Raw genomic sequence first — 19,760 nt, 5'->3', positions numbered from 1 at the left:
TGCGTCAGACGGCTGCTGCCTCCAGACGATAGCGGCGCATCCAGTCGAGGCTTGTCGCGTCAGCAAGCTTTGCAACGCCGGGGCTTACATCCTCCTCGTCAGGCGCTCGGACCCTCAGGGCTTCGCAGATGCCTAGCAATGTCGCGGCCGGATTGCCTGAAAGGCGCTCATAGCCGACACGCAGCGGGGATATGCCTTGCTCTGCGAACCAAATGTTCCAGGCCGCGTCATAGGACTCGAGTTCCGTGACCTCTCGTTTGATCCGCTCGAAATCATATTGAGGCTCTTTCGGCGGCGCGACCCTTTCGATCTCGGTGCCGTCGGGAGCGATATGCCAAAGACCGGTCTGCTCTGCCTTGATCAGGGAGACAGCCTGCGCGAGCTTGTCCTCCCGCGAGAGGTGTATGTAGAGAACATTGCCGAATGCTCTTTCGAACCGCGCTCTGTCCGACGGCAGTTTCGGGAAAATCCGGTCGAGGATCGTCGAAAGCTCATCCAGATTTTCGCGCATCAAGCGAAGGCCGAAGAGGCCGGTTCCACCCTTGCCCGCAGCGATCGCCGCGTTGAGATAGGCGACATTGAAGTCGAGCTCACTCATCGTGTCGCGATCGGGCAGCTTCCACTCTTCAGCCCACTCCAGCACATCCTGCCGCCGATAGAATGAGTGCGGATCGCCAGTCGTCTTCGTGGATGCCAGAAGCTTGCACAGCAGCGTGCTTCCGGTCCTCGGCGTGCCGCAGATAATGTATCCATCGAACATGTTGAGACCCATGCTGCTCGTCAAAGACAGGGCCGCCGCCCAGTAAAGATGGCGGCCGCTATAGCTGAAATCTTTGCTGGATGCGACGTTCCGGCTGTCGCTTATAAATGCCTTTCTCAGACAGAACATCGCGCCGGCAGCGGCCAAATTACCGGTTGCGCACCACCACGCACGCCCCACCGACACTTTGCAATTTCTGGCAAATAACGTTGGCATCGGCGCGGCGGTCGACACCGATCCTGACCGCGTAGATGCCGCGCCGGCCGATCGGCGTGCGCACCCGGCTGACCACCGGATCATGCCCGTTGAGCAGGGCCGGGAACCGGCTCCTTATCCTGAGCCACTGGTTGATCGCGGCGCTGCGGCGAAAATTGCCGGCCACCTGGATGCCCCATGGCTTTATGTTGATCGAAGCCATGGCCACCGTCCGCGACATGATCACCGGCAGTTTTCGGCAAGCGACGGCAAAATCCGTCTTTGCGTCGAGCGGCTCGACTTTTCCGGCATAGGCCCGGTCCGTGAACTTGTCGGCTGGTTCGCCCATGATGTCTAAGACATAGCTTTCGGTCTCCATCGGCAGGAACCCCCCGGAGCTGAGCCAGCGCGACACCCGGCTCTCGCCGGCATTGTAGGCGGCGGCGGCCAGGCCGAGATTGCCGTAGCCGGTTTTCATTTCGGCGAGATATCTAGCCGAAGCCGGAATCGCCTGGTTGATGTCGAAGGAATTGGCAAGCCCGCGCATCTTGGCGGTGCCCGGCATGAACTGGGCAATGCCTTCGGCACCGACCGGACTAACGGCGTTGGGATCGAAACGGCTTTCCTTCCAGATCAGCCGGGCGAAGAAATCCCTGGACAGGCCGTTCTGGTCGGCATGCGCCTGGATCAGATTGCAGACTTTGTCGATCAGCCGCTGCTTGGCGGATTGCGGCGGATCGGCCAGCACAAGGGTCGACCAGGTCAGCCCGTACAGCAGGATCAGCGCTGCCCAAAGGAAACGCTGCATCGGTTCTACTCGGCCGCGGCCTTGCCGCGACCGAACCGTTGCTCGATATAGTCGGCGACCATTTTCTCGAAATCCGCGGCGATCGACGGCCCGCGCAGCGTCGCCGCCTTTTTGCCGTCGACGAAGACAGGCGCCGTCGGCATTTCGCCCGTGCCGGGCAGCGAAATGCCGATATCGGCATGCTTGGACTCGCCAGGGCCGTTGACGATGCAACCCATCACCGCGACCTTGAGGTTCTCGACGCCGGGGTATTTGTCGCGCCACACGGGCATGTTCTTCCTGAGATCGGCCTGGATGTTCTGGGCGAGTTCCTGGAACACGGTGGAGGTGGTGCGGCCGCAACCGGGGCAAGCGGCAACAATCGGCACGAACTGCCTGAACCCCATGGTCTGCAGCAATTCCTGCGACACCTGCACCTCGCGCGTGCGGTCGCCATTCGGCTCCGGTGTCAGCGAGATGCGGATGGTGTCGCCGATGCCTTGCTGGAGCAGGATGCCCATGGCGGCCGACGAAGCGACGATGCCCTTCGAGCCCATGCCGGCTTCGGTCAGGCCGAGATGCAGCGCATGATTGGAGCGGGTGGCGAGTTCGGTATAGACGGCGATCAGGTCCTGCACGCCGCTGACCTTGGCCGACAGGATGATTTTCTCGCGGTCAAGGCCGATCTCCTCCGCCATCTCGGCCGACAGGATCGCCGACTGCACGATCGCCTCGCGCATCACCTCCTGGGCCGTCAGCGGGAAACCCTTGTCCTGGTTGTCGTCCATCAGCCGGGTCAAAAGCTCCTGGTCGAGCGAGCCCCAGTTGACACCGATGCGTACCGGCTTGTCATGCTTGATCGCCATCTCGACGATATCGGCGAACTGGCGGTCCTTCTTGTCCTTGAAGCCGACATTGCCGGGGTTAATGCGATATTTGGCCAGCGCGTCGGCGCAGGCCGGGTGATCGGCCAAAAGCTTGTGGCCGATATAGTGGAAATCGCCGACCAGCGGCACGTGGATACCCAGCCGCTGAAGCCGCTCATGAATGCGCGGCACGGCGGCGGCGCTCTCGTCGCGATCGACGGTGATGCGCACGATCTCGGAGCCGGCCCGGTGGAGGGCTGCGACCTGCGCAACCGTCTGGTCGATATCGGCCGTGTCGGTGTTGGTCATCGATTGGACGACGACAGGCGCGCCGCCGCCGACGACCACGCCGCCGACATCGACGCCGACCGACGTGCGGCGGGGGAAAGGAGAGGAAAAATATCCGGTCATGCCGGCAGCCTTTTGTCTCTGGGGCATCTTGTGTCCTGCATGGACGCACAACGACGCCCCGGGCCGATGCGCTGAGGTCCGGGCATGAGGTGGAGGAGCAAAGATGGCTTGTCAATGGCGACAGGTCGCCACTGGCCGGAATCGCCCGCCGCCGGCGACCAGAAACAATCGATGTTCTGGCGAAACGGGCGACGGCCGAAGCGGAGATTGAGCCGGGTGCAAGTCCAGCTTCGGCTGACAGACCGGTGCTGGAAATCAAAACCCTCCACACCGGCGGCGTGGTGCCGCCGGGAAAAGAGGCCGCGAATATTGGGCGGCTATGTCAGGAGGGTATCAATGCGTGGTCGGTTTGCCTCTTAGTTTTTCAATCTCGTCCTTGAGTGCCAGCTTGCGTCGCTTGAGATTCACGATTTCGAGGTCGTCGACCGATGGATGATTCATCGCGTCATCGATTTCACGTTCGATGTCGCCGTGTTTCCGCTGCAACTCATCAAGATGGGATGCAAGAGACATGATTGGTTCTCCCTTTCATGGTTTTCCTCGATTGCAACCGTCACGGCGCGTCCACCGCAGGTTCGCTTCTGTGACGGCACGGTGACAGTGTGTCACCTTCCGCGGGCGATGTCGAATGATCCGTGGTAGCATTCCACGACACTGTGAAATGTGATATGGGCTGCACGCCGGTGACAAAACACCCGGCCCCGCCCAATCAGGCCCAGCTTTGGGCGCCGCAGACGTGCAGACGGTAGAGAATGTCCGATCAGGAACAGGCCGATATTCGCCTCGAATTTTCCCGCCTGAAGCAGGAACACGCCGATTTCGATGCCGCCATCAACGCGATGATCGCCATGGCCTGCGATCCGCTGCAGATCCAGCGCATGAAGAAGAAGAAGCTGTTCCTCAAGGATCGGCTGATGGCACTGGAAGACAAGATCATTCCCGACATCATTGCGTGAGTTGGCATTCGCTCGCCCGCGCGCTACCCGGCGATCGAAAGCTTTGCGGCACGATCACGCAGCAAGCCGATGAGTTCGCCGGTCCGCTCCTCGGACGTATCGATGGGGACCACCAGGCACATCGTCGCCTCGACCTTGCCCGGCGCTGAAAACACCGGTGCGGCAAGGCACTTCGTATAGGCATCGACAAGGCCCGAAGTGACGCAATAGCCGGTGACCTGGGCTTTTGCGATGTCGGCGACGAAATCGTCAAGCCGCAGTTTGCGCCCGTCGGGCAGCACGAGGTCGTCGTTTGACACCATGTCTTCGATCTCAGCCTTCTCCAGCCCCGCCAGAAGCAGCCGCCCCGAGGCTGTCCAGGGCAGCGGTATCTGCAAGCCGGTGGCGGAACTGATGCGGAACGGTCTGGTGCCGGGACTCGCATGGACGATCGTATAGCGGCCGCTCTGCAGCATGCACAGTTCGGAAGTCTCGCCGGTCTCGCGCGACAGATTGTCGACCTCCTGGCGCCCCCGCCTCAACAGGTCGTTGCCCCGCACATAGTCCATTCCGTAGAGATAGAGCTTCTTGCCGAAATAGACGCGATTGCCGTCGCCTTCCATTTCCAGCAGTCCCGCATCGACCAGCGACCGCACCAGCGTATAGGTCGTCGAGCGGGGCGCGTTCACGCCCTTGGCAAGGTCGCCGATGCCGATCGCGCGCTGGGTCGTGTGAAGAAACTCCAGAATCTCGAGCACCCGGTTGAGCCCCTTTTCACGGGAGCCCGAAATCTTCTCGCCGGCTGAAAGTGCCGAGGTATTGCCATCTTGCATTGTTGATTCCCGGTGTTAGTATCTGTCCTGTACAGGATACATGCGTCTCTTGTAAGAGACAATCGCTTCGACGTCACTGACGCGTGTATTGCCTGTGCAAGGGGAACACAAACGAAAGGAGGTCGCCGTGAACGACACATCCGGAAGACGTGATTTTCTGAAATTGGGAATGGCGGGACTGGCCGCGGCCGGCGTCGTGGGTGCGGCGGTAACCGTCGATGCCCAAAAGGCCGCTGCCCAGGCAGCACCCGACAGCCTGCTGCGCACCGTGCTCGATCGCGGCAAGCTGATCGTCGGCACCGGCAGCACCAATGCGCCGTGGCACTTCGAGAACGATGCCGGCGAACTCGTCGGCATGGACATCACCATGGGGCGCATTCTTGCCAAGGGCCTTTTCGACGATCCGACCAAGGTCGAGTTCGTGATGCAGGATCCGGCACAGCGCATCCCCAACGTCACCACCAACAAGGTCGACATCACCATTCAGTTCATGACGATGAGCGCCCAGCGCTCGCAGCTGGTCAATTTTTCCCGGCCTTACTACGTCGAGGGCGTCGCCCTGCTGAGCCTTCCGACCGCCGAGAACAAGACCTTCGACAAGCTGCTTGCCGGCGGCTCGGCGACACGCGTCTCCATCCTGCAGAATGTCGATGCCGAGGCGCAGGTGCATTCGGTGCTGCCCGAGTGCCAGGTTATGCAGATCGATACCCAGGCCAACGTGCTGCAGGCACTGGAATCGAAACGCGTCGACGCCGCTGCCGTCGATCTGTCCACGGTGCGCTGGCTCGCCTCGCGCAATCCGGACAGATATTTCGACGCCGGCAAGAGCTGGCTGAGCATGCTTTATGGCGCGGCACTCCGGCAAGGCGACCTTGACTGGCTGACCTTCGTCAACTCGACCTTCACCATCGCCATGTTCGGCCACGAAAACGCACTCTACGATGCCGCCTTCAAGGACTTTTTCGGACAGGAGCCGCCGGCGCGCCATCCCGGCTTCCCCGCAATCTGACCTGCGGGGCGGATGGGCGTATCCAGCGCCCTTCCGCCTCCCTAGAGCAATTCCAGGAAAAGTGTGAAACGGTTTTCCGCCCGGAATTGCGTCAAAACAAAGAGTTAGAGCGGGTCGCCGTTTCCGTGAAACGGTGAACTGCTCTAAGCCTGCGGCACTGAGGCGGACGCATGGGCTATGCCCTTAATTTCAACCTGATCTGGCGGCACTTCGACAAGCTGTGGGGAGGACTGCTGCTCAGTCTCGAGCTCGCCGTCATATCGATCGCCATCGGCACCGTCATCGGCCTGGTTCTGGCGGTCTGGTACGTGTCTGCCGGACGCATCGTGCGCACCATCATCGCCGCCTACGTCGAATTCATCCGCAACGTGCCGCTGATCCTGCTCGTCTACCTCGTCTTCTACGGCCTGCCGACAGTGGTCGACATCGCCTACAGCGCGCCGACCTCGTTCGTCGTCACGCTGTCGCTCTATAGCGGCGCCTATCTGGTCGAGGTGTTTCGCTCCGGGCTCGAAGCCGTTCCGCGCGGACAGCTGGACGCCGGCAAGGCAATCGGCCTGACGCCCTGGCAAAGGCTGCTCAACGTGCGCCTGCCGACCATGCTGCGCATCACCTTGCCGGCATTGTCCAACACCTTCATATCGCTGTTCAAGGACACCTCCGTCGCCTCGGTCATTTCGGTGCCGGAGCTGACCTATGGCGCCCAGTGGATCAACTTCAACACCTTCCGCATCGTCGAGGTCTATCTCGTGGTCACGGCGATGTATCTGGTGACCGGCTACATCTTGCTTTTTGCGCTTCGGCTTGTCGAGCGCCGGTTCAGGGCGGCGCGCTGACATGCTGACCCAGATCGCCTATGCCTTACCTTTCCTCGCCCAGGGCTTTGCGCTGACACTGTGGGTATCCCTGCTGGTCGTGGTGTTTTCGCTGATTGCCGGCGTGATCATGGGCGTCGGTCTGGTCTATGGCCCGGTGCCGTTGCAATGGGCCGTGCGCATCTTCAGCGACACCATCCGCGGCATCCCGATCCTGGTGCTCATCTTCTTTGTCTATTACGGACTGCCGGCCGTCGGGCTTCATCTGCCGTCGTTCTGGGCCGCCGTGCTGGCGCTGACCCTGTTCAAGACAGCCCAGGTCGGCGAATATTTCAGAGGTGCTGTCGGCTCCATTCCGAAAGGGCAGTCCGAGGCGGCGATGGCGATCGGACTCACCTTTCGCCAGCGGCTCGCCTACGTCATTTTCCCACAGGCGTTCAGGCGCTTCCTGCCGCCCTGGATCAACGGCGTCACCGATGCGGTCAAGGGCAGCGCGCTGGTATCGCTGCTCGGCATCACCGACCTGATGCAGGCCATCAACCAGGTCATCGGCCGCACCTACGAGGCCATGCCGCTCTATATTCTCGGCGCGCTCATCTACTTCGCGGTCAACTATGCCCTTTCGCTCGCCAGCCGGCGGCTCGAGCGGCGTTTCTCCTTCATCCGGGAATAGCAATGTCCACAAGTCCGAAAAACACCCCGGCCCTTCTCGACGTCCTGGACGTTTCCAAAGCCTTTGGGACCGTCCAGGTCCTGCGTTCGGTCAGCCTGCAGGTGGCGAAGGGGGAGGTGGTGACGGTCATCGGCCCCTCCGGCAGCGGCAAAACCACGCTGCTGCGTTGCGTCAACTTTCTCGAAAGCTATGACAGCGGTTCGATTCGCATCGACGACAAGGAGGTCGGCTTTCGCGAAGCCGGAACCCGCCAGCGTCGCAGCGAACGCGATCTCGCCGCGATGCGCGCCGAGACCGGCATGGTGTTCCAGAGCTTCAACCTCTTTCCGCACCTGACAGCCGCCGGCAACATCATGCTTGGCCTCACCAAGGTGCGCGGCAAGAGCAACGCCGAAGCGCGCACCATCGCCGAACACTGGCTCGGCCGGGTCGGTCTAGCCCACAAGGCCGACAGCCTGCCCGCCGAACTGTCCGGCGGCCAGCAGCAGCGCGTCGGCATTGCCCGCGCCGTGGCCATGGGGCCGAAGATCCTGCTTCTCGACGAGATAACATCCGCGCTCGACCCGGAACTGGTCGGCGAGGTGCTCGAGGTCGTGCGCAGCCTGGCCGAGGACGGCATGACGATGGTGATGGTCACGCACGAAATGGCCTTTGCCCGAGATGCCTCGAGCCGCATCATCTTCATGGCCGATGGCGGCGTCAGCGCGGCGGGTCCACCCGCCGAAATCCTGGCAGCCGACACCGACAATGAGCGCCTGCGCACCTTCCTGGCACGCTTCCGCGCCTCGCATTTCTAGAACGGGACAGCGAACGCTGTCGTAAGGAGCCTTCTTTCATGACGCCTTATATCCGGCTCGCCGCGTTGGGCCTGACGCTGCCCGAGCCGCCGACCCCGATCGCCAACTTCGTCACCCATGCCGAAAGCGGCCGGCTGATCTTCCTGTCCGGCCAGGGACCGCTGCGCACCGATGGCAAACTGTTCACCGGCAAGGTAGGAGACGATGTCACCGTCGAGCAGGCTTATGGCCATGCCCGCCTCACCGGCCTCAATCTGCTTGCCGTCATGCACGCAGCCACCGGCGACCTTGGCCGGATCGTGCGCGTCGTCAAGCTGCTCGGCTTCGTCAACGCCATACCGACCTTCAGCGACCACCCGAAAGTGGTCAATGGCTGTTCCGACCTGTTTGCCGATGTGTTCGACAATATCGGCGGCCATGCCCGCTCGGCGATCGGCGTCGGCTCCTTGCCTGGAAACATCACCGTTGAAATCGAGGCGGTTGTCGAGATCGCCGCCTGACCTTTAGAAGAATGGAATCCGAGAGATGAAAACCACTTCCACCGACGGCTCCAACACCACCATCCGCGAACGGCTCGGCCTTCGCCCGATCATCAATGTCTCCGGCACGATGACCGCGCTCGGCGCGTCGATCATTGTCCCCGAAGCGATCAGCGCCATGGCGGAAATGGCCTCGCAATGGGTGGAAATGGATGACCTGCAACGCGCCGCAAGCACGATCGTCGCGCGCCTGACCGGCGGCGAAACCGGTTTCATCACTGCCTGCTGCGCCAGCGGCATCACCATGGCGATCGCCGGTGCGATGACGGGGACCAATCTGCTCGCCATCGAGCGGCTGCCTGATAACACGGAAGGTCTCAAGTCGGAGGTCATCGTCCAGCTCGGCCACATCGTCAACTATGGTGCGCCGATCGACCAGTCGGTCCGGCTGGCGGGCGCCAGGGTCGTGCCGGCCGGCACGGTCAGCGTGACGCAGGACTATCATGTGCGCGACGCGATCAACGACCGCACGGCGGCGGGCCTCTATGTCGTTGCGCACCACACCGTGCAGTATGGCATGCTGTCGCTGGAGGAATTCTGCGAGATCTGCCACGCCAGGGGTGTCCCGGTGATCGTGGATGCGGCTTCAGAGTATGATCTGCGCGACTTCCTCGCGCGCGGCGCCGACATTGTCATCTACAGCGGCCACAAATTCCTGAGCGGGCCGACCAGCGGCATCGTCACCGGCCGCAAGGATCTGGTTCGCGCCGCTTATCTGCAGAACCGCGGCGTCGCCCGCGCCATGAAGGTCGGCAAGGAAAGCATCGCCGGCACCATGGCCGCACTGGAAGCCTGGGAAAAGCGCGACCATGCCGGCATCCGCCGCCGCGAAGACGCCGCGCTCAACCTGTGGAAGGACACGTTGCACGGGCTGCCGGGCGTCATCGCGCAGATCATCCCGGATCCGACCGCCAACCCTCTGGATCGGCTTCAGATTTTTGTACTGCCCGAAAGCCGGTTCACGGCGGCCGGTCTCACCTCGGCATTGGCGACGGGCTCGCCGCCGATTATCGTGCGCAACCACGAGGTGGAGCGCGGCCATTTCTTCCTCGACCCCTGCAATCTTCATCCCGGCGAGGCCGAGATCGTCGCCGAACGGCTGCGCGCCATATTGACCGCCAAGGACCGCCCGGCCGATGCGATGAAAGTCGCCCGCAAGGATTCGTCCGGCGTCTTACGCTGGCCAGATTGAACACCCGGCGAATCGCTACCTGAAATGCGTCGGCCGTAACCGGCACGCGCCATCATGCGCCTCCTGCCCTGACGGGCTCTCCAGGGCACCGGCCAGGAAACTGCCGGCTCCCTCTGCGCGCCTTGGCGGTTCCAGCTTGGCGGCTGCTTCACAACTTTTCAACAATAACTTTACAAATATCTATATTTATGTGAAGTCATGACGATGAAGGATCGCTCATGACAGCCAACCGTTTCGCCACGCGCCTGAATTCCTTTGCCTCGCGACCGCAGGCCGAGTGGCCCGATCTTACCGGCAAGCCGTCGCTGCTGCAGATGGCGGCGCGCGCCGCCAAGGTCGAGGGGCTTACCGATCTCGACCTCAACTTTCCTGACCACGTCGGTGAAAAGCCCACGGAAATCACCCTGAAACTGGGCGATCTCGGGCTTTCCATCAATGGCTTTGCCATGCGCTACTACTCCAACCCCGCCTTCAAGCTCGGCGCCTTCACCAATCCGGATCCGGCGGTGCGCCGCGAGGCCATCGACCTGACCAAGGCCGGCATCGATGCCGTGCGTGAGGCCGGCGCCAGCCTGATGACGCTGTGGCTCGGCCAGGATGGCTTCGACTACGCCTTCCAGGCCGACTATTCAACACTTTGGCAACACGAAATTGATGGGATTCGTGAAGTTGCGGCACATGATCCCGACTGTCAGATCAGCCTTGAATACAAACCGAACGAACCACGCTCCTACAGCCTGACGCCGGATGCGGCGACGACCTTGCTGGCGATCCGCGATGTCGGCCTGCCCAATCTCGGCGTCACGCTCGATTTCGCTCATGTGCTCTACGCCGACGAACAGCCGGCCTTTGCCGCGGCCCTGGTGGCGCGTCACAGCAAGCTGCTCGGCGTGCACCTGAACGACGGCTACGCCAAGCGCGACGACGGCCTGATGGTCGGCGCGGTGCACACGCTGCAGACCATCGAGCTGCTCAGGCAGATTCGCCGCGACGGTTACGCCGGCGCCATCTATTTCGACACGTTCCCCGATATGACCGGGCTCGATCCGGTGCGCGAGTGCGAAGTCAACATCGCCACCGTCAAGCGCATGCTGCGCGTCGTCGACCGGCTGGAGCAGGACAATCGCCTGTCCGCCGCCATGGACAGCCAGGACGCGGTGACGTCGCAGGCCATCATCCAGGAAATCATGCTCGGGCCGGATAGCTGAGGCATCCGCGCCATCGCCGTTTTCAACCAGGGAGGAATACAAATGAAACTTCTGCTTGCCACCGCTACTGCCGCACTAATGGTTCTCTCGATCGGCTCTGCCTTTGCCGCCGACCTCGCGCCGCTCAATTCCGACACGGAAAAGGACCGCATCGACTGGTCGCAGGTCGAGGCCAAGTTCGGCGCGTTCCCCAAGCTGCCCGAAGGCACCAAGGCAGGCGCGGTCTCCAAGACGCTGACCAATGAATACTGGCGCTCGCTGGGCGAGGGCTACACGGCATTCGGCGCCAAGGTCGGCGTTCCCGTCGTCTATCAGGCAGCGCAGAGCGAGGGCGACCAGCTCGGCCAGCTCACCATCGCCGAAGGCCTGGTGACGCAGGGCTACAACGTGCTGCTCGTCTCGCCGCAGACGGATGCCAATCTGCAGCCGATCATGGAGCAGGCCAAGGCCGCCAACGTGCCGGTGGTCAACGTCAATGACGCCGTTATCCCGCAGGCCGAGCATTATGTCGGCAATGTCCAACGCGACAATGGTGTGCGCGTCGCCAAATGGTTCATCAAGAACCGTCCGAATGGCGGCAAGGTCGCCATCGTCGAAGGTCAGGCTGGCGTCTATGCCGCCGTGCAGCGCACCGACGGCTTCAAGTCGACCATCACCGAGGGGGGCAAATTCGAGGTTGTCGCCAGCGTTCCCGGCAACTGGGACCGCCAAACCTCCTATGACGCGGCCACCAACATCCTGCAGCAGCACCCCGACCTGATCGGCTTCTATGCCAACAATGACGGCATGGCGCTCGGCATCGTCGAGGCTGTCAAGGCCGCCGGCCTGCAGGACAAGGTTGCGGTCTTCGGCACCGACGGCATTTCCGATGCCTACGCCTCCATACGGGCCGGCGAACTGACCGGCACGGTCGACAGCTTCCCGGTGCTGACCGGCGAAGTGGCGTTGGAAACAGCTCTGCGTCTCGTCGCGGGACAGAAGCTGCCGCGCGTTGTCGCCACGCCGCAGGCGCTGATCACCAAGGACAATGCCGACCGCTATTCCGGCACCGGCGCGCGCAAGGCCCTGCTCGAGGACGCGGCAGCGGGCCAATAAGGCTAATCGGCGGGTGCCGGCCAGAGCAATTCGCTGCCGGCCGGCACTCTTGCTCGGAGATAGAACCCGATGTCACCCCGGCTGCAATTCAAGGGCATTTCCAAGCTGTTTCCGGCCGTACGGGCGCTCCACGAGGTGTCACTCTCGGTCGGGGCCGGTGAAATCCACGGCCTGCTCGGCGAAAACGGCGCCGGCAAGTCGACGCTGCTGCGCGTCCTGTCTGGGGTCTACAGGCCGACAGCGGGAAGCATCCTCATCGACGGCAAGCCGGTTACACTCGCCAACCCGGTCGCCGCACGCGCTGCGGGCGTCGCCATGATCCATCAGGAATTGCAGCAGGTACCGCGCCTCAGCGTCGCCCAGAACATGTTCCTCGGCCATCCGCTGACGCGCGGCGGTATCTTCGTCGCCCGGCGCGAGCAAGAGCGCCGTGCTGCGGATGCTCTTGCGGCCATTGATCCCTCCATCGATCCGGCGGCACCCCTTGGTACCCTGAAGGTGGCTCAGCGGCAGATCGTCGAGATCGCTCGCGCGCTGCTCGATCGCGCCCGCATCGTCGCCATGGACGAGCCGACATCGAGCCTGACGCCGAGCGAATTCGAACGGCTGGCGCAAGTCATCACCGGCCTCGCCCGCGACGGCGTCGCGGTCGTCTATGTCTCGCACAAGCTGGACGAGGTGTTCGGTATCTGCCGGCGCGCCACCATCATGCGCGATGGCGTCGTCGTCGATTCCGTCGATCTGAAAGACCTGTCGGAGAAAGCGGTCGTAGCGATGATGGTCGGCCGCGAACTGGCGCGGGAACACCATAATTCCCATGCCACGAACAAGGTCATGCTGAGCGCGCGTGGCCTCTCTTCGGCGACAAAGGTGCGCAACGTGTCGTTCAATCTGCATCGCGGCGAGGTGCTGGGCATTGCCGGCCTGGTCGGTTCCGGCCGCACTGAACTTTTGCGGCTCTTGGCCGGCGCCGATCGCGCCACGGCCGGGACGATTGCAATCGACGGCAAGGCGGCGCGCTTCGCCAGCCCGCGCGATGCGATTGCCGCCGGCGTCGGACTGGTGCCGGAGGAGCGCAAACGCGAAGGCATCGTGCCGCTGCGCTCGATCACCTGCAATATGGCGCTGGCCTCGATGGCCGTGTTCGCGCCGCGCGGTCTCATCGATCACGCCAGGTTGAAACACGTGGCCGTCGAGAAGATGAGCCGTGTCAACCTGCGGCCGTTTCTGCTCGACCGGCCGATTCGCCTGTTCAGCGGCGGCAACCAGCAGAAGGCGATCATCGGCCGCTGGCTGGCGGCGGGAACCCGCATCCTCTTGTTCGACGAACCGACGCGCGGCATCGATGTCGGCGCCAAGGCGGAGATCTATCATCTGATCGAGGAACTCGCCGCCGAGGGCCATGCCGTGATCGTCGTCTCCTCCGAGCTCCCCGAAGTGATCCGGCTTGCCGACCGCGTGCTGGTCATGCGCGACGGCACGATCGCGGCCGAACTCCACAGAGACGATATCAGCGAACAGGCGATCGCGGCGCACGCCATCCCGCAAACGCAAACGCCGGCCGCACAGCAGGCAAGGCAGTAGGTGACGGATATGTCGGATACCACTCTGGTGCGGCCGCGGGCCGAATTCGTGCGCGGGGTTTCCATGCGCGACGCCGGCACGCTGATCGGCCTTGTCGTGATCCTGGCAGTATTCGGCGCGCTGGTGCCTGGCTTCTTCGCCGAGCGCAACCTGATCAACATCCTGCAGCAGTCGAGCATCAATGCCTGTCTGGCGCTGGGCATGACGCTTGTCATCATCTCCGGCGGCATCGACCTGTCGGTCGGGCCGACGGCAGCGCTCTCGGCCGTCATCTCGGCCTCTATGATGGTCGCCGGCGTGCCGTTTCCGCTGGCCATCGCCGCCGGCTTCGCCATTGGCCTTGCCTGCGGCCTCGTCAACGGCGTGCTCGTCGCCTATGTCGGGCTGCAGCCCTTCATCGTCACATTGGGGACGCTCAGCACCTACCGGGCGCTGGCATTGATCTACACCGGCGGCAATCCGGTTCTGGGCCTGCCCGCGGGGTTCCGCGCCATCTTCAACGGATCGCTGTTTGGACTGCCTCTGGCGGTCGTCATCGTCGCCTGCGTGGCTGTCGTCGCCTGGGTCGTTTTGAAGAAGACGCCCTTCGGCGAATATCTGCTTGCCGTCGGCGGCAACGAGGAGGCGGCCTACATCGCCGGCGTGCCGATTGCCCGCACCAAGATCGCCGCCTACATGATCTCAGGCCTGCTGGCAGCGCTTGCCGCGCAGATCCTGATCGGCCGGCTCGGCGCCGCCGAGCCCATCCTCGGCAATCTCTGGGAACTCGACGCCATCGCGGCTGCCGCCATCGGCGGCGCCTCGCTGATGGGCGGCAAGGGCAGCATCGTCGGCACCATCCTGGGCGCTATCATCCTCGGCGCCATGCGCAACGGTTTGACGCTGATGAACGTCCAGTCCTTCTATCAGCTTCTGGCAACTGGTCTTATAATCCTCGCCGCGATGCTTATCGATCGCGTGACGAGGGGGCGTGGATGACCTTGAGCGGGCTGGACCTGAAAGCGGTAGGACCACGCATCCGCATGATGATGCCGCATCTCACCCCGTTGGAGGCGAAGGTGGTGGAAACCGTCTTCGGCCGGCGCGGCTTCGACGAGAGCATTCCGCTGAAGCAGATCGCCGAAGAGTCTGGCGTGTCCGAGGCGATGGTGGTCAAGATCGCCAAGAAGCTAGGCTTTTCCGGCTATCGCGACTTCCGCACCGCCGTCTATAAATACAGTCGCCTGCCGACCGCCGAGATGCACCAGGAACTGTCGTCCGACGACAGTTCGGCCGAGATCGTGCAGAAGGTGTTCCGCACCTCCATCCAGGCGCTGGAGGAAACGCTGGCAATCCTCGACATCGAGGATTTCGACCGCGCCGCCGAGCTGCTCTTCCGTGCCAAGAACCGGGATTTCTATGGCGTCGGCGGCTCGGCGCAGATCGCCCGCGATGTCTCGCACAAGTTTCTGCGCATCGGCATCCGCGCATCGGTCTATGACGATTCGCATATGATGCTGATGTCGGCCTCGCTGCTCGGCGGCGACGACATCGCCGTCGGCTTCTCGCATTCGGGCAACACGTCGGCCGTCATCGACGCCATCCAGCTGGCCCGCAAGAACGGTGCCCGCACGCTGGCCATCACCAATTACGACAACTCGCCGCTGGCTGCGGTCGCCGACATCGTGCTTTGCTCGACCGCGCAGGGTTCGCCGCTGATGGGCGAAAATGCGGCGGCCCGCATTGCCCAGCTCAACATCCTCGACGCGCTGTTCGTGGCGGTGGCGCAGCGCGATTATCAGGCGGCGGAGCGCAACCTCGGCCGCACCATGTCGGCGGTGACATCGAAACGAAAAGACCGGGGCTCATGACGACAACGCCGCTGGTCACCGTGTTCGGCAGCTTGCACTACGACATCATGGTCGACGCGCCCGACCGCCCACGCAAGGGCGAGACGGTGACCGGCCATGCCTGGCACCCGAAATGCGGCGGCAAGGGCGGCAACCAGGCTGTTTCGGCGGCGCGGGCCGGCGTGCGCGCGGCGATGATCGGCGCCGTCGGCGACGATGATTTCGGGTGGGCGTTGCTGGCCAATCTCGATCGCGCGGTGGTCGACCACCGCTTCGTGCGGGTGGCCGCTGGCGCCAGCTCCGGCATGAGCGTGGCGATCTTCGACGCGGGCGGCGACTATGGCGCGGTGATCGTCTCAGGCAGCAATCTGACACTGGGCCATGCCGACATTGCCTCTGCTTCCGATGTGATGGCCCAAACGGCAGTGCTTTTGTTACAGAACGAAGTGCCGGAAGCCGGCAACATTGCCGCCGCACGCGCCGTCAAAGCACGGGGCGGCCGCGTCGTGCTCAACGCGGCCCCCGCGCGCAAACTCTCCGACGAGTTGATCGCCCTGGTCGACATATTGGTGGTCAACGCAATCGAGGCGGAATTCCTGGCTGGCACAGCAGTGGTCGAGACGCTGGACGGGGCCGCGCAAGCCGCACGGCTGCTGGCCGATCTTTATCCGGTGGCAATTGTCACGGCGGGCGGCGAGGGCGTCGCCTGTTGCGATCGGAGCGGCGAGGCCTTTGCTCTGTCCGCCATCCCGGTCAAGGTCGCCAGCACGCATGGCGCCGGCGATGAATTCGTTGGCGCGCTGGCCGCGGGGCTTGCCCGAGGAGAGACCATGCACGCGGCGGTCACCGCTGCCAACGCGGCTTCGGCGTTGCTGGTCTCGACACCAGAGGCCGAGCGCGACGGCATCTGACCGGCTGGTTTCCGTCTTGCCGGACCGAAGCGGCGGCCGCCTATCCTTGCGGCTTGGCTCGAATTCCGCTAAGGCGCGCCTTTGTCTCCGGGGAACACGGACTTGGACGATCAACGCGCCGACGTCGCCATCATCATGGGCAGCCAGTCCGACTGGGCGACGATGCGCCACGCCGCAGAAACGCTGGAGGCACTGGGCATCCCGCACAAGCGGCTGATCATCTCCGCGCATCGCACACCGGACCGGCTCTATGATTTCGCCAAAGGCGCCAAGGCGGCCGGTTACAAGGTGATCATCGCCGGCGCCGGCGGTGCGGCGCACCTGCCCGGCATGACGGCGGCGATGACGCCGCTGCCGGTGTTCGGCGTGCCGGTGGAATCGAAGGCGCTGTCCGGGCAGGATTCGCTGCTGTCCATTGTCCAGATGCCGGCCGGCATTCCGGTGGGAACGCTAGCCATCGGCAAGGCCGGCGCCGCCAACGCAGCCCTTCTGGCCGCTGCCGTGCTGGCGCTGAACGATGACAGCCTTGCCGTCCGTCTCGATGCCTGGCGCGCCGCGCAGACCGCCAAGGTCGCTGCCGAACCGACGGATACGCCGTGAGCCTGCCCGCCGGATCGACGATCGGCATCATTGGCGGCGGCCAGCTCGGCCGCATGCTGGCGATATCAGCCGCCCGCCTCGGCTACCGCACCGTGGTGCTGGAGCCGCAAGCGGACTGCCCCGCCGCGCAGGTCGCCAACCGTCAGATAACAGCCGCCTATGACGACAAGGCTGCCCTTGCCGAACTGGCAGCGTCGAGTTCCGTCGTCACCTACGAGTTCGAGAACGTTCCGGTCGTGGCGGCCAGCGCGCTGGCCGCCAAGGTTCCGGTCTATCCGCCGGCGCGCGCGCTGGAAGTGGCGCAGGACCGGGTGAGCGAAAAGACATTCCTCAACGGCATCGGCATCGCCACCGCGAATTTCCACGCCGTCGACAATGATGACCAACTGACGACGGCGCTGAAGGCGTTCGACGGCAGCGGCATCCTGAAGACGCGCCGCATGGGCTATGACGGCAAGGGCCAGCGCGTCTTCCGCAACATGGAAACCGGCGGGTTTGCCGGCACCTGCGAGGCGATGGGCAATGTGCCGCTGATTCTGGAGTCCTTCGTGCCGTTCGAGCGCGAGATCTCGGTGATCGCGGCGCGCGGGCTGGACGGCGCGGTCGTCGCCTACGATCCGGCCGAGAATATCCACCGCAACGGCATTCTCCATACGTCAACCTTACCGGCCCGCGTAAGGCTCGAAACGGCGCAAGCCGCACGAACGGCGGCATCGAAGGTCCTGTCGGCGCTGGACTATGTCGGCGTCATCGGTGTCGAGTTCTTCGTACTGGCGGACGGCTCGCTGCTGGCCAACGAGATCGCGCCGCGCGTGCACAATTCCGGCCATTGGACGGAAGCCGCCTGTATCGTTTCGCAGTTCGAGCAGCATATCCGCGCCATCGCCGGCCTGCCGCTCGGCAGCCCGGACCGCCACTCCGACTGCGTGATGGAGAACCTGATCGGCGACGATGTGCTGCGCATCCCTGAGCTTCTCGCCGAGCCCGATCTGATGCTGCATCTCTACGGCAAGGCCGAAGCGCGGCCCGGCCGCAAGATGGGCCATTTCACTCGGATCAGCCGTCGCGCCTCATAAGGTTGCCTACTGCACGTCGTCGCTCTCGTCCTCGCCTGGATTGGCGCAACTCACATCGGCTTCCTCGCAATTGGCCGCGGCAGCGAGCTGCTTGACGCGATCATTGGTCAATCTGGTCAGGCATTGCGAGACTTCCATCGCATGGATCGATCCGCCGTCGCTGGCGGCAGTGGAATGCGCGCACTCGGCATCGCGAAAAGCGATCCAGGCGCGTTGCGCCACCTGCAGCAATCTCTTGCCGCCGGCATCATCCGAGCTGGTGAGGTTTTGATAGGCCTTGTTGAGCCTAGCGTCGGCGGCCTGATAGTCTTCGCCGGCACAGATCTTCATCATCTGCTGGCTATCGTCGCTGCGGTCGCATTCCTGCGCGCGCGCAACCGAAGCTGCCGCCAGCAGGACAAGGCAGGCGGACAGGAACATTCGGCGCATGGTTCTCTCCAAATCACTTCACGGCGACCGCATCATCCCAGCCGGCCCGGGGCCGCGCAATGCGCCAGGCCGATATGGCGGATAATTGATGACAGGGATGATTCACAGCCGCAATGGAGCACGCTTGCGGTTGACAGGGACAAGGCTCCTCGTTTATGAGCCACCCACAGTTCAAAGGCGCGTCTTCTGGCGCGCCTTAAAATTTCGACCCGGACCGGGTCCACACCGACAGGCAAGACCATGAAGATCAAGAATTCGCTCAAGGCGCTGAAGGCGCGTCACCGCGACAACCAGCTGGTTCGCCGCAAGGGCCGCGTCTACATCATCAATAAGACCGCCCCGCGCTACAAGGCACGCCAGGGCTGAGCTTTCGGGCAGGAGGCTGTTGCCTCCGCCCATTTGATGCTTGTTGCCGCCTGCCGGCCTTTCACACCAAATTCAGTTTGACGTTCCGTCGCCTGGGACTAGAGTCCGGTGATGCGGATTCTTTTTGCATTTTTGACATCTCTGCTTGTTTCCGGCGCCATTTATGGCCCGGCATGGGCGGATGATGCTATCGCGCCGCCGGCCACTCAGGACGCCCCGCCCGCCGCAACGACGAAACAAGCCCGCCTCGACCAGCTGTTCAGCGATCTGAAACGCGAGCGCAACGAAAAGGCGGCCGAGCGCATCGCCGGCAACATCTGGAGCGAGTGGTCGCAATCCGGCAGCGCCTCGATCGACCTGATGATGCAATGGTCGCAAAAAGCCGTCGAAAGCCAGAAATTCGACGTCGCGCTCGATTTCCTCGACCAAGTGGTGACTTTGCAGCCGACCTATGCCGAAGGCTGGAACCGGCGTGCCACCGTGCATTTCATGATGAAGAACTACGGCAAGTCGATGTCCGACATCGACCATACGCTGCAGCTCGAGCCGCGCCATTTCGGTGCGCTGTCCGGCCTGGCGCAGATCATGGCGTTGACCGGCCACAAGCAATCGGCGCTCGAGGCCTGGCAAAAGGTGCTGGCCATCTATCCGATGATGCGCAGCGCCCAGGACCAGGTCGGCACGATTTCGGAGGAACTTGCCGGTGAAGGCATTTGATTGCTCTAGGGGAGTGGGGAGAATAAGGCAGTAGAGGCAGATTGTACCTGCGGAACACACACCCTACTCCCCTACTCCCCTACTCCCCTACTCCCCTACTCCCCTACTCCCCTACTCCCCTACTCCCCTACTC

At 63.3% G+C, this 19,760-nt stretch carries 23 protein-coding genes; 17 read left to right on the top strand and 6 right to left on the bottom strand.

From position 1 onward, the window contains the following. Positions 1-4 precede the first annotated feature (4 nt). The 4 genes from NKJ11_RS21175 to NKJ11_RS21160 all read right to left on the bottom strand — a co-directional run bounded on the left by NKJ11_RS21175 (position 5) and on the right by NKJ11_RS21160 (position 3,532). Positions 5-907, bottom strand: coding sequence for a Stf0 family sulfotransferase (locus NKJ11_RS21175; RefSeq protein WP_352794224.1), 903 nt, complete (start codon positions 905-907; stop codon positions 5-7). A 1-nt stretch (position 908) separates the two neighbouring features. Then, positions 909-1,763 carry a lytic transglycosylase domain-containing protein gene (locus tag NKJ11_RS21170; RefSeq protein ID WP_128305963.1) on the bottom strand — a complete coding sequence of 285 codons (855 nt, stop codon included), beginning with the start codon at positions 1,761-1,763 and terminating at the stop codon, positions 909-911. Positions 1,764-1,768: 5 nt separating this feature from the next. Continuing rightward, entirely contained in the window at positions 1,769-3,019 is a 1,251-nt protein-coding gene (ispG, locus tag NKJ11_RS21165) for a flavodoxin-dependent (E)-4-hydroxy-3-methylbut-2-enyl-diphosphate synthase (RefSeq protein WP_164893111.1), read from the bottom strand. Positions 3,020-3,352: 333 nt separating this feature from the next. Beyond that, positions 3,353-3,532 carry a YdcH family protein gene (locus NKJ11_RS21160; protein ID WP_013529217.1) on the bottom strand — a complete coding sequence of 60 codons (180 nt, stop codon included), beginning with the start codon at positions 3,530-3,532 and terminating at the stop codon, positions 3,353-3,355. Between the two features lie 239 nt (positions 3,533-3,771). On the opposite strand from NKJ11_RS21160, the gene NKJ11_RS21155 reads away from it, so the two are divergent. After that, entirely contained in the window at positions 3,772-3,975 is a 204-nt protein-coding gene (locus NKJ11_RS21155) for a YdcH family protein (RefSeq protein WP_013529216.1), read from the top strand. Positions 3,976-3,998: 23 nt separating this feature from the next. Here the strand turns inward: NKJ11_RS21155 and NKJ11_RS21150 are convergent, their stop codons facing one another. Then, complete coding sequence (locus tag NKJ11_RS21150; RefSeq protein ID WP_352794222.1) at positions 3,999-4,787, bottom strand: IclR family transcriptional regulator; 789 nt, start codon at positions 4,785-4,787, stop codon at positions 3,999-4,001. Positions 4,788-4,914: 127 nt separating this feature from the next. On the opposite strand from NKJ11_RS21150, the gene NKJ11_RS21145 reads away from it, so the two are divergent. From NKJ11_RS21145 to NKJ11_RS21080, 14 genes are all read left to right on the top strand, one after another. After that, positions 4,915-5,796: a transporter substrate-binding protein gene (locus tag NKJ11_RS21145; RefSeq protein ID WP_128305966.1), complete on the top strand. Its 882-nt coding sequence runs from the start codon at positions 4,915-4,917 to the stop codon at positions 5,794-5,796. 170 nt (positions 5,797-5,966) lie between these two features. Further along, a complete protein-coding gene (locus NKJ11_RS21140) occupies positions 5,967-6,632 on the top strand; it encodes an amino acid ABC transporter permease (protein ID WP_023810937.1) in 666 nt (221 codons plus the stop codon). A 1-nt stretch (position 6,633) separates the two neighbouring features. Next, the gene (locus NKJ11_RS21135) at positions 6,634-7,284 is read left to right on the top strand and encodes an amino acid ABC transporter permease (protein WP_128305967.1); all 651 of its coding nucleotides are present in this window, start codon (positions 6,634-6,636) and stop codon (positions 7,282-7,284) included. 2 nt (positions 7,285-7,286) lie between these two features. Continuing rightward, positions 7,287-8,081 carry an amino acid ABC transporter ATP-binding protein gene (locus NKJ11_RS21130; RefSeq protein WP_128305968.1) on the top strand — a complete coding sequence of 265 codons (795 nt, stop codon included), beginning with the start codon at positions 7,287-7,289 and terminating at the stop codon, positions 8,079-8,081. A 38-nt stretch (positions 8,082-8,119) separates the two neighbouring features. Then, on the top strand, positions 8,120-8,581 hold the full coding sequence (locus NKJ11_RS21125) for a RidA family protein (protein WP_128305969.1): 462 nt from the start codon (positions 8,120-8,122) through the stop codon (positions 8,579-8,581). 25 nt (positions 8,582-8,606) lie between these two features. Then, entirely contained in the window at positions 8,607-9,812 is a 1,206-nt protein-coding gene (locus NKJ11_RS21120) for an aminotransferase class V-fold PLP-dependent enzyme (RefSeq protein WP_128305970.1), read from the top strand. A gap of 218 nt (positions 9,813-10,030) precedes the next feature. Continuing rightward, positions 10,031-11,020, top strand: coding sequence for a TIM barrel protein (locus tag NKJ11_RS21115; protein ID WP_352794220.1), 990 nt, complete (start codon positions 10,031-10,033; stop codon positions 11,018-11,020). A 42-nt stretch (positions 11,021-11,062) separates the two neighbouring features. Beyond that, a complete protein-coding gene (locus NKJ11_RS21110) occupies positions 11,063-12,115 on the top strand; it encodes a sugar ABC transporter substrate-binding protein (protein WP_128305972.1) in 1,053 nt (350 codons plus the stop codon). A gap of 69 nt (positions 12,116-12,184) precedes the next feature. Then, positions 12,185-13,699, top strand: a complete 1,515-nt coding sequence (locus NKJ11_RS21105) for a sugar ABC transporter ATP-binding protein (protein WP_023810930.1) — start codon at positions 12,185-12,187, stop codon at positions 13,697-13,699. 9 nt (positions 13,700-13,708) lie between these two features. Further along, positions 13,709-14,677 (top strand): ABC transporter permease, encoded by a 969-nt coding sequence (locus tag NKJ11_RS21100; protein WP_352794218.1) that lies wholly within the window; start codon positions 13,709-13,711, stop codon positions 14,675-14,677. After that, the gene (locus tag NKJ11_RS21095; protein WP_352794217.1) at positions 14,674-15,549 is read left to right on the top strand and encodes a MurR/RpiR family transcriptional regulator; all 876 of its coding nucleotides are present in this window, start codon (positions 14,674-14,676) and stop codon (positions 15,547-15,549) included. Before NKJ11_RS21100 ends, NKJ11_RS21095 begins: the two co-directional genes overlap by 4 nt. After that, on the top strand, positions 15,546-16,439 hold the full coding sequence (locus tag NKJ11_RS21090; RefSeq protein WP_352722454.1) for a ribokinase: 894 nt from the start codon (positions 15,546-15,548) through the stop codon (positions 16,437-16,439). Before NKJ11_RS21095 ends, NKJ11_RS21090 begins: the two co-directional genes overlap by 4 nt. Before the next feature lie 102 nt (positions 16,440-16,541). Then, positions 16,542-17,039: a 5-(carboxyamino)imidazole ribonucleotide mutase gene (purE, locus tag NKJ11_RS21085; protein WP_023810926.1), complete on the top strand. Its 498-nt coding sequence runs from the start codon at positions 16,542-16,544 to the stop codon at positions 17,037-17,039. Further along, the gene (locus NKJ11_RS21080) at positions 17,036-18,115 is read left to right on the top strand and encodes a 5-(carboxyamino)imidazole ribonucleotide synthase (protein ID WP_352442009.1); all 1,080 of its coding nucleotides are present in this window, start codon (positions 17,036-17,038) and stop codon (positions 18,113-18,115) included. Before purE ends, NKJ11_RS21080 begins: the two co-directional genes overlap by 4 nt. 6 nt (positions 18,116-18,121) lie before the next feature. Here the strand turns inward: NKJ11_RS21080 and NKJ11_RS21075 are convergent, their stop codons facing one another. After that, complete coding sequence (locus tag NKJ11_RS21075) at positions 18,122-18,544, bottom strand: lysozyme inhibitor LprI family protein (protein WP_128306104.1); 423 nt, start codon at positions 18,542-18,544, stop codon at positions 18,122-18,124. 240 nt (positions 18,545-18,784) lie between these two features. Here NKJ11_RS21075 and ykgO point away from each other — a divergent pair, with 240 nt between their 5' ends. Together ykgO and NKJ11_RS21065 are read left to right on the top strand one after the other, a co-directional pair. Then, positions 18,785-18,910, top strand: a complete 126-nt coding sequence (gene ykgO, locus NKJ11_RS21070) for a type B 50S ribosomal protein L36 (RefSeq protein WP_006327841.1) — start codon at positions 18,785-18,787, stop codon at positions 18,908-18,910. Between the two features lie 111 nt (positions 18,911-19,021). Then, on the top strand, positions 19,022-19,627 hold the full coding sequence (locus tag NKJ11_RS21065; protein WP_128306105.1) for a tetratricopeptide repeat protein: 606 nt from the start codon (positions 19,022-19,024) through the stop codon (positions 19,625-19,627). Positions 19,628-19,760 lie beyond the last annotated feature (133 nt).

Origin of the sequence: Mesorhizobium sp. M0243, from assembly GCF_040321775.1 — a bacterium.
Taxonomy (GTDB): domain Bacteria; phylum Pseudomonadota; class Alphaproteobacteria; order Rhizobiales; family Rhizobiaceae; genus Mesorhizobium.
The sequence above is the reverse complement of the archived record's forward strand: the minus strand, read 5'-3'. Positions and strand labels throughout refer to the sequence as shown.